The following is a 10,366-nucleotide window of genomic DNA, read 5'->3' on the forward strand; positions in this document are numbered from 1 at the left end:
ACATGGCGCCACCACAATCTGGGAACGCTGGGACGGCTGGACACCAGAAAAAGGATTCCAGGATCCCGGGATGAATTCTTTCGCTCACTACGCATTTGGCGCAGTTGGGCAGTGGATGTTCCAGTACGTGGCGGGAATCGATACGGATGGCCCAGGTTTCCGAAAACTGTTGCTCAAGCCGCATGTGGCGGACGGCCTCGATTGGGTGGAAGCCCGGTATGGTTCGATCTGCGGCGATATTCACAGCGCCTGGCGAAAAGAGAAGAATTCCTGGGAGTGGCGAGTGGTCATCCCCGCCAACACCACCGCCACCCTTTATGTGCCCGCACAGCCAGGTGCCAGAATTATGGTGAACGGTCAGCCGGTTGCGGACGCTGCGCTCGTCAAAACCCTGGGGCAGCAGGGCAACTGGCTCGTGGTCCAAGCGCCCGCAGGTCGATATGAGTTCGTCGTCACAACCCGTTGAAGTCCACAATCGGAGGGTGTGAAAGCACGCATGATTACAAAAAAAATCGGCTTTATTGGCGCCGGGCAGATGGCACGGGCATTGGCCGAGGGCTTGCTCCACAAGGGATTGCTCGTCCCCGATCAGGTGCTGGCCTCTGACCCAAGTGAATCGGCACGCCAACGATTTCACGAAGCAACCGGCGCCCAGACGACATCCAACAATCTGGAGGTGATCCGCCGACAGGATGTTGTGGTCCTGGCTGTTAAACCCCAACAAATCCCCAAGCTACTCGAGGAGCTGAGAGGACGCGTCGCCCCCGAAAAACTTGTTATATCGATCGCGGCGGGAATCTCCCTGCAGCAGCTTGAAGAGGGCCTGGGTACGCAAACCCGCGTGATCCGCGTGATGCCCAACACGCCCGCTCTTGTAGGATTTGCTGCGTCCGCATACGCACTGGGGAAAAATGCTGGACCGGACGATGCCAGCCTGGTTCAGCAGCTCCTCGAGGCGATCGGCATCGCTGTCCAGGTGGATGAAAAACTGCTGGATGCCGTGACCGCTCTCTCGGGCTCCGGGCCGGCTTATGTCTATCTCATGATCGAAGTTCTCACGGATGCGGGAGTCCGGCATGGGCTGTCCCGCGATGTGGCGTTGACACTCGCTGCCCAAACGGTTCGCGGTGCTGCAGAGATGGTCATGAAAAGCGGCCAGCATCCGGCGGTCCTGAAAGACCAGGTGACAAGCCCCGGAGGAACCACGATTGCAGGACTGGCAGCGATGGAAAGTCACGGTTTCCGGTCGGCTGTTTTCGCGGGTGTCGAGGCCGCCTGGCGACGTGCCCGCGAGCTCTCTCAGTAGCGTGCCGCACTGGAGAATAGGCGTTCGGGTGGATATCATTGTGCTGCAGGAAAATGCCTGCAGGAGAGACCGCAGGTCTTCGTCCCAGTGTCCGCCGTTTGAAAGGACTGGGCCGTCCTACCTATGTTTTCAAAAATGAGAGCAAACGGAGCGGGAACCGCCATGAAAAAAGCGAAGATTTCGCACTCTTCTGTTGTAGGTATTCTTGTGCTCTCTGCAGCTTTGGCGAGCAGAAATGGCCTGGGGGATGAGTTTGTCGAACAATCGTCTCGCACCCTTCCCGTGGTGGCCGAGGTCGATGTGGCAGTCGTTGGGGGAACCACCGGGGCCGTTGCCGCAGCAGTGGCAGCCGCCAAGGAAGGCGCGCGAGTTTTCCTGGTCGCGCAGCAGCCTTATCTGGGCGACGATATCACGGCCACCCTCCAGCTATGGCTGGAAGAAGGCGAGGAATTGACGACCGACCTGGCCCGGAGAGTGTACACAGATCCCTATCGCCCCAGGCAGGAACCCGATCGACCGCGCTATCAGTACACATACACCGTGGACGTGCCGAGCGATCCTAAGCACCGGGATACGCAGCCGCCCAGCATGCTCAACGACGGGAAATACCTGGAAGCCCCGACGCAAAGCGTCCAGTTCAACAGCGATGCCACAATCACTGCGGATCTCGGGGAGCCGAAGCTCATTGACCGCGTCAATCTCATCGCGTTTTGGCGGAACGCCGCGCCTGAGGTTGGCTTTAAGGTGGCAGGCATCGACGTAGCGATCAGTGACGACGGGAACACATGGAAAGAAGTCGGCTCTGTGGAAACATCGCCTCCGCCCGCAGCAGGCGCGGACATACCGGTGCCCGTCTTTCTGGATATCGGCCGTCAAACAGTGCGATTTGTGCGAGTTCGTGTACGCAAAGCACCCGACGTTGACCGCATGCTTTTAGGTGAACTCGAACTTCTCGGCCCGCCGGAGAAAGAATTGTCTCCGCAGCCCTCTCGCATTCCGCCGCCGCGTCCACTCCACGTCAAGCAGACTCTCGATGCCTATCTCCTGGAAGCTAAGGTTCCTTTTCTGTATAGCTGCTACCCGACCGACGTTGTTCGCGACGAGAACGGCGAGATCTGTGGCGTGGTGATTGCCAACCGGGCCGGCCGACAGGTCATCCTGGCCAAGACAATCATTGACGCAACCCCCCGTGCTGTTGTCGCCCGCCTGGCCGGAGTCCGGTTCGCCCCCTATCCCGCGGGGCTCCACACGTTCAAGCGCGTGGTGGTCGGTGGCGAGCCCGTTCAGGCAGAGAACGTCACAGCGCGAGTGATCGATCCACCTTTCATCGGCCCTTATCCCAATCGTGCCCGCACCTCAAGTGGTATTTTCCAGATCATTGAATACACCCTCCAGCTTCCGATGGAAGACGGTTCATGGCGGAGCTGGGCCAAAGCCGAACAACAGGCCAGAACGCTCACCTATCATCCTGAGCAGCAATTCACTTCGGACGTACTCTTCGAAGTGCCGCCCGATCCCGTCGTGGCTCAGCAGCCGTGCGACGGTGACTGGCGCGGAGTGGAGGCCATTCCTCTGGCGGCGCTGACACCCAGGGGAATTGACCGCGTGTGGATTCTGGGAGGCTGTGCGGGTGTATCTCGACAGCAGGCAGAGAAGCTCCTGCGCCCGGTGAACCTGATGGCCCTCGGTGAGCGATTGGGAACGGAAATCGCCCGGAAAGCCAAAACCCTTCCCGCTCCCAAATCACCACGAGTGGCAGCAAGGCAGGAAAAAACGTATTTTCCGGGTGAAATACGCGAGTTTCTCAACGGGCTCCGTCCTGTTCACGAGTATCCGAAAATTCCTCAGGAGGCTTCAGCACTACCTGTTCTGGGGCATTTCGATGTCGTGGTGGTGGGCGGTGGCACGGGTGGAGCAGCGGCTGGAATCGGCGCCGCCCGGCAGGGAGCGAAAACGCTTGTCATCGAATACCTTACGACGCTGGGCGGAGTGGGCACGTCAGGGGCCATTTCATCCTATTACTGGGGCAATCGGGTGGGATTTACCGCGACCGTCGATCAGGGCCGTCCCACATGGGTCATCGAACAGAAGGCGGAGTGGTGGCGAAGCGAACTGCTCAAGGCTAACGCTGAGATCTGGATGAGCTGTCTGGGATGCGGAGCCGTTGTCCTCAATAACAAAGTGACAGGCGTTGTGGTGAGCACGCCTTTCGGACGCGGGGTTGTGCTTGCCGATGTTGTGGTGGATTCTACCGGAAACGCCGACATTGCGGCTGCCGCCGGTGCGGAAACAATGTACACGGATGATACTGAACCTGCTGTGCAGGGAACGGGCCTGCCTCCGCGGGACCTCGGCGCGACCTATGCGAATACCGACTTCACGATCACTGATGAAACGGACGTCATGGATGTGTGGCATGTCTTTGTCTATTCGAAGCTCAAATACAGCAAGGCATTTGATCAGGGGCGACTGGTGGACACGCGGGAGCGCCGGCGGATCGTGGGCGAGTTCACCATGACAATCCTGGATCAGATGCTGCAGCGAACCTACCCCGACACCATCTGTGTCGCCTACAGCAACTTCGATACGCATGGTTTCACAGTCGATCCCTATCTTGAACTGGAGCATCCGGAAAAGAAAGGCTTCCGCGTCAATATCCCGTACCGCTGCCTCATTCCCAAGGGATTGGAAGGAATTCTGGTGACAGGCTTGGGCATCAGTGCCCATCGAGATGCGCTGCCGCTCATCCGGATGCAAGCCGATATTCAGAACCAGGGTTACGCGGCTGGTGTTGCCGCCGCCTGGATTGCCGCTCAAAACATACCGGTCCGCGAGCTGGATGTGAAAGCCCTCCAGCGTCACCTTATAGAGATGGGCAATCTGCCAGAAGAGGTCCTCACCGAGAAAGATTCCCTCCCGTATCCACCCGAAAAGGTGCGGGAGGCGGTGGAGCGTCTCAAGAATAACTACGAAGGCGCCGCCGTTGTCCTCGCCCATGCCGACATTGCCCGCCCGATGGTGCGCGAGGCTTATCAGCAGGCGAAGTCTGAGGAGGAGCGTCTCATCTACGCACATGTTCTGGCTGTGCTGGGGGATGCTACCGGACTGGATACTCTTATCAACGAAGTCCGCAAGTACGCCGACTGGGATAAAGGATGGGACTACCGAGGCATGGGCCAGTTCGGAAGCGCCCTCAGTCGGCTGGACCAATTGATCATTGCCCTTGGTCGAACCCGCGACCCCCGAGCTGTTCCCGTCATCCTGGAGAAAATGCGTCTGCTCAAACCGGAGTCGGAATTTTCGCACTTCCGAGCTGTGGCGCTGGCTTTGGAAATGATCGGCGATCCCCGTGCCGCACAACCCCTCGCTGAACTGCTCACCATTCCCGGCATGACAGGCTATGTCCACCGGACGGTTGAGGATGCCATCCGTTTCGACCAGGCGAGCCCTGGCGGGACCGACGCCGTCAAGACGCGACGGGATTCCATCCGTGAACTGTCACTCGCCCGTGCTCTCTATCGCTGCGGAGATTATGGGGGGATCGGCGAACAGATTCTTCGGGCTTACACGGAGGACCTTCGGGGGCATCTGGCCCGGCATGCCAAGGCCGTCCTCGACAAAGGTCCGCCACAGAAAAAGTGACCGGAATCGTCCTGGACTCGGTTCGTCATCTGCCAAGCGTTTTCGAGAGGAAGACAGGCCGTCAAGCGGGAACGACAATCACGCAAAAAGCCGCATTTCCGGGCGACCTTTGCCATCTTGGGTGACGTAGAACGGCCGTCGTTCCACCTCCATCGCCGTTTGTGGCGAAATGCCCATGGCCGTGTAAATTGTCGCGTGAAGATCGGTCACGCCGATGGGATCCTTGATAGCGAGGCAAGGTCGCTCGGGGGCGGACTCTCCGAATACCACGCCGCGGCGTATTCCTCCACCAAACAAAAGCACGGAACTCGACCCGGTAAAGTGACGGTGGAGCCCGTAGTGGATCATTTCCTCCATCTTGTCAGCCGGTGCGCGAGATTGATCCCGGGCGTTGCTTCCGGGAACACCTTCGATGAGCATGTCTCGACTGAATTCGCTGGCAACGATGACAAGGGTTCTATCCAGCAGCCCACGTTCTTCGAGGTCCAGGATGAACTGGGCGATTGGACGGTCGATGAGTTCCTTCATCTTGGCGTAACGCACATGGCCATTCTCGTGCGTGTCCCAACCTTCAAACGGCACATATTCTGTGCTGACTTCGATAAAACGGGCACCAGCTTCCACCAGACGTCTCGCCAGCAGGCACCCCAGCCCAAACCTGCCCGTGTTGTACTTCTCATAAACTGACTTCGGTTCCTCTGAGATATCGAATGCCCTCCGCTGCGGCGATGAGAGCAATCGGTGAGCGTTTTCCATGGCCCGCAAAATCGACGTGCGGTGGAAATCACTGGCGTCTTTATAGCGGGGATCCAGCTCCGCCAGCTTTCGGTAATACTGGTAGCGGCTTTCAAACCGGGAAGGCGTCATCCCCCGCGGAGGCTGCACTGCTTCGAGAGCCTGTTCTGGATAAGGGATGAGAAACGGGTCATACTCTGCGCCGAGAAAACCTCCCGTATGGAAAGCCTTCAACTCCTCTTTTTCGCCGATTCCCTCCAGGCGCTGACCAATCACGATGAATGGCGGGATGGCAGGATTGCGCGGCCCGAGCAGCCGTGCCATCCACGCTCCCATGTGGGGTGCCGCCACGGTTTGCGGAGGCACATAACCGGTGTGCCAGTGGTACTGATGACGCGAATGGAGAATATGCCCCAGGTCTGGCAACACGTGGGAACGGATGAGCGTGCCACGATCCAAAACCTGCGCGATATTTTCCAGTCCCTGAGAGATTTTGACACCGGGGAGAACTGTGTCGATGGCAGGAAACGTACTCAGAATCTCGCTGGCTGGCAAACCTTTAGCAAACGGTGCATAGCGTTTCGGATCAAACGTCTCTGGAGCCGCCATGCCGCCGGCCATCCACAGCAGGACACAGCAGTCGGCACGCGGGGCGGGCGCGGCCGGCGCAGGATTCGCCAGAAGTCGTGGTTCCCCCAAGAGGTACGTCGCTGCGGCTGCGCCAGCCGTCCATTTTAAGAAATTTCGTCGCGTTATTTGCCCATCAAAACGAATCCTATCCACCGTCATCTCCACACCTCCTTCTGGGCCCCTACAACACTTTTCCGTTATCTCTCCAAAAAGGTCATCGTGTGCCGCTTCGTGCAGACAATGTTCCGGGACACTGACGTTTAGCGGATTGTTTGAAACTCGGGCAGCATGACGATCATCCACAAGAGATCTTCCACGTGGGATGCTTCCAGGCTTTGCGTGGGGACATCCAGACTTTCGATATCGAGCACGCTTTTCAGCACTTGTTTTTCCTCCGCCGTCGGCTCTCGCGTTAACGTCATCAGATAAATGTGTCGGACCAGGTCATCCGCTGGTTTGTCGGCAAACTTTTGGATGAGATTCCGCGCGCCAGCTTCCAGGTCCTGGTGGAGCCTGGGGCCAATCGACAAGTTCAAAGCTTGAAGGGTGGTGATGACTTCCGGCCGAGTGGAAACGACCACATCCCGTTGCGGTCGGCCCAGCGCCATCTGGAAGGCATCGGCCACCGTCAGCGATGCCCGTACAAAATCGGCCTTGCGCTCGGGAACCGGCGGGTTAAACGCCGGCTTGGCCGGACTGCTGCCGGTCAGTCGCCACACGGTATCACAAAATTGCTCTGCTGTGATCCGCCGGGGCAGGGGACCACGAAACACATACTTCTCTTCACCTGGCGTCACCGACTCGTCACACACCGCCTGATAGATTCGCGACGTGCAGATGTGGTAGATCAACTCCTTCAAATCCCACTTGTGATCGACAAGGTACCGTGCCAGGTAATCCAGAAGCTCTGGTGACCACGCCGGCTGAGACATCATGTCCACTGGATGGACCAGCCCCCGCCCCATGAGACGATGCCAAATGCGATTAACAATCGTCCGGCTGGTCCGGCCGTTATCGGCAACCGTAAGCAGACGGGCATATTCCTTCAGCCGTTCCTTTGGAGGCTGGTTGGCATCAATGTCACCGAGCTCCGGATAGAGGAAGTGTGGCTGCGCGATCTGGCCGGTTGGCTTATCGCAACGGTGAATCTCCAGGGGTTCCTCCGCCACGATTGCCGCCAAACCGTAGGCATCCGTGAGTTTCCACCGGTCGATAAAGCTATCATGGCAAGAGGCGCACTTCATGTTGATTCCCAGAAAGACCTGGGACGTGGTCTGCGCGAATTGCAATTCCACCCGTTGACTTGCGTTCACGTTGCCCCGCCATTTGATGCCCCGCATAAAACCTTCCGACTCAGGACTGGAGGGCGCTACGAGCTCGCGCACAAATTCGTCATACGGCATGTTGTTGTAGAGCGCTGTGTAAAGCCACGCCGAGATTTGCTTTCGCCCCCCATCGATATAGCCGGTGCCTGTGTAGTCGTTCCGCAGGAGATCATTCCAGAAAGACATCCAGTGGTCGGCATAAGCGGTTCGGTCATCGAGAAGCCGCCTCACCCAGCGATCCCGTTTGTCCGGCGCCGGGTCAGCCCGGAATTCGGCTACTTCTCCGGGAGTGGGAGGAAGCCCGACCAGATCGAATCCCACTCGTCGGAGGAATGTTTGATCATCCACAACCTGCGGAAATGCGATATTGTGTGCCCGAAAATACTCACGGACCAGGCGATCAATAGGATGGGTCAATCCATCGCCCGCCGGTGGAACTGCCACATCCGCGAGTTTGAGTGGTGGCTCGGCATGATTGTCCTGAGGATTGAGGGTGTAGCCCTCTTCCCACGGGGCACCCTGAGCAATCCAGAGTTTGAACTTTTCGATTGTCTCCGGATCCAACGGCGGCCCCTTCGGCGGCATTCTCTCATCCGGATCGTCCGACGAGATTCGCCGGATCAACTCACTCTCTTCCGGATGGCCGATGACAATGACCTCGGCCTTGAGCAGAGACTGCCGTGTATTAAAGGAAAGCCCTGCCTCTGCCCGCTGACCGACGTGGCATTCGCCACAGCGTTTCTGAATGACGGGTGCGATTTCGTGGACGAAATCCACTCGGGTTGCGCCGCTCTCGGAGTTCGCGTCCGTGGTTGGCCCAGCGAACGCCAGCGGAGGGCCTCCCAGGAGAAATCCGAGCGTGCCGAGCAAGAGCAAAGTCCGGCAGACCGCGGCACCCACCAAGCACCGGCTTGTGATCATCGTCACGTGCATGAAATTTCCCCGATTCGACTTGAAATGCCAGAATTTCTGCCACTTATTATAGACAATTTTGGTGTATGTCAATACACGGTGCGTCACGTGCCCGTCGGCAACAAGGGCTGGCGCAGGCTGGTCGCCCCCACGGCCGTGGACGGCAGTGGCGACATCACCGTCAGCATGGGCTACGAGTCACACGCCCGGTTTGAGAAGCCCGGTGTACTGCTGGAAGATATACGTCGCCATCGGCGACACCTCGAAGCGATGTGGCGGTGGATAATGCCGATAGATCGCCGCGAGAAGTTCAGGTTCGGGAGCGATGACCACCTCGATCGGGCGATTGAAGAGGATCTGCAGTTCCTGGAGGCGGCGTGCTGTCGGGGGTTGCGCCATAGCAATTACCACCGCGTCGCCCTCTATTCCCAGCGGCAGCAGGCCCAGGTGGCGTGCTACCGCCACGTCCATGAGCTGAAGTGCTTCTGGTGGCACCTCGATGTCGTGAAGTCGCATGAAGCGACAGTTCGCGCTCACGGCCAGGGCCTGCGCTACATCCAAGACCCGGGGATCCTGCCGGAACTCGACCAATGCGGCTAATCCTGCCGGGGTTGCGATAAGTCGCACCGCTGCCCTGACCGGTTGGCCGGCGACTGTGGTCTGCCATTCGGAATAGTCGATCAGACAGCACATGAGCCGCGATAACACAGGGAAGAACCAGCAGACCGGAAACCGGGTTGTCGCGAAAAGCTGGTTCTGCACCCGATAGGCCACCTCCAGATGATCATCGCGGGGCACAATCAGCATATGGGACGCGCTGTAATGGTGCGCATCCGCCATAAACAAATTGAGCATGGCTTCCGGGATCCCACATTTTTCGTCGATCAGATCTCGGATGACAACCTGCCGTGACAGGTTTTCCAGCCACCGTTTGGCAGCGCCGACGTCCTGCACCAGCGACGGATCTTCGGCAATCTGGGCTAGCCGCTCCGCGAATTCTTCCGAGTGATTCGCAAGATAGTTGAAGAGAGCGGAATTGCTTTCCAGAGTCGGATTTATTTTCAACGCATAGCAGAACAGAAAATTGAACCACTCATCAATGAGCAGCACCGGGTCCAGGGGAACCTCCCGTTCCCCCTGCGACATGCGACAGGCAGCCACATACAGCGCATAAGCCAGGGCAATACTGCGAACCTGTTCCTTCTGGGCAAGGATGTTAAAAAGCCGGGCGATGATGTTTTCGCGAACCAGCCACAGCCGATTCTCCAGGTAGGATCGTAAGGACGCGGGCAGGACAGAGATCATTTCTGCTCGAGGAATCACCACATCCACTTGCCATTTCTCTGCCGATCTGATGCACAATTTCGGCCGCCTGCGAATATCCTCGAACAGATCGAGCAGCTTTTCCGTGGCAAACTGCCGCAGATACTGAAAAACAGCTTCCGCCGGATGCCCCGAAGAGGGAACAGGCCGAGCCCACTCTGCAGGCCGCGGCGTTTCCACGGCTGGCAACGGTCGGGCCAGCTCCGCGAGAAGAAGGGCCACCACCTCCGGCTCCGTGGGACCATAGAGTCTTTCCACCAGCGTTCGAATTCTGCCCTCGGGCGCGAGGACGATTTCAAACGGTCGTCCAAGGGTGAACCGCAACTCGTCCGAAAGCTGTGGCGTCGGGGGCTCCACAAATGCCAGGGTAACGATATCACCTTTCAGAGAGAGCGGCAAAATGTGATAGGCTCGCGCAATATCCGCGGGAACAGTGGCCAGAACTTCCGCGGGAATCTGAGCACGCTCCAGGTCGTCGAAGCCATACCCCAGC

6 protein-coding genes are annotated in these 10,366 nt (G+C 58.4%); 3 read left to right on the forward strand and 3 right to left on the reverse strand.

Annotated features, from left to right (window positions below; genetic code table 11):
- The 3 genes from H5U08_RS03770 to H5U08_RS03780 all read left to right on the forward strand — a co-directional run.
- A partial coding sequence (locus tag H5U08_RS03770; protein WP_297030317.1) for an alpha-L-rhamnosidase C-terminal domain-containing protein occupies positions 1-466 on the forward strand: 466 nt, incomplete at its 5' end.
- A 30-nt stretch (positions 467-496) separates the two neighbouring features.
- On the forward strand, positions 497-1,306 hold the full coding sequence (gene proC, locus H5U08_RS03775) for a pyrroline-5-carboxylate reductase (RefSeq protein WP_297030320.1): 810 nt from the start codon (positions 497-499) through the stop codon (positions 1,304-1,306).
- A gap of 162 nt (positions 1,307-1,468) precedes the next feature.
- The gene (locus tag H5U08_RS03780; protein WP_297030321.1) at positions 1,469-4,948 is read left to right on the forward strand and encodes an FAD-dependent oxidoreductase; all 3,480 of its coding nucleotides are present in this window, start codon (positions 1,469-1,471) and stop codon (positions 4,946-4,948) included.
- Between the two features lie 78 nt (positions 4,949-5,026).
- Here H5U08_RS03780 and H5U08_RS03785 read toward each other — a convergent pair whose 3' ends face one another.
- The 3 genes from H5U08_RS03785 to H5U08_RS03795 form a co-directional block, all read right to left on the reverse strand.
- Positions 5,027-6,472, reverse strand: a complete 1,446-nt coding sequence (locus H5U08_RS03785; RefSeq protein ID WP_297030324.1) for a DUF1501 domain-containing protein — start codon at positions 6,470-6,472, stop codon at positions 5,027-5,029.
- Positions 6,473-6,573: 101 nt separating this feature from the next.
- Positions 6,574-8,571 (reverse strand): PSD1 and planctomycete cytochrome C domain-containing protein, encoded by a 1,998-nt coding sequence (locus H5U08_RS03790; protein ID WP_297030327.1) that lies wholly within the window; start codon positions 8,569-8,571, stop codon positions 6,574-6,576.
- A 177-nt stretch (positions 8,572-8,748) separates the two neighbouring features.
- On the reverse strand, positions 8,749-10,366 hold a 1,618-nt coding region (locus tag H5U08_RS03795), incomplete at its 5' end, for a hypothetical protein (protein WP_297030333.1).

This window comes from Thermogutta sp. (assembly GCF_014359955.1).
Classification (GTDB): Bacteria; Planctomycetota; Planctomycetia; order Pirellulales; family Thermoguttaceae; genus Thermogutta.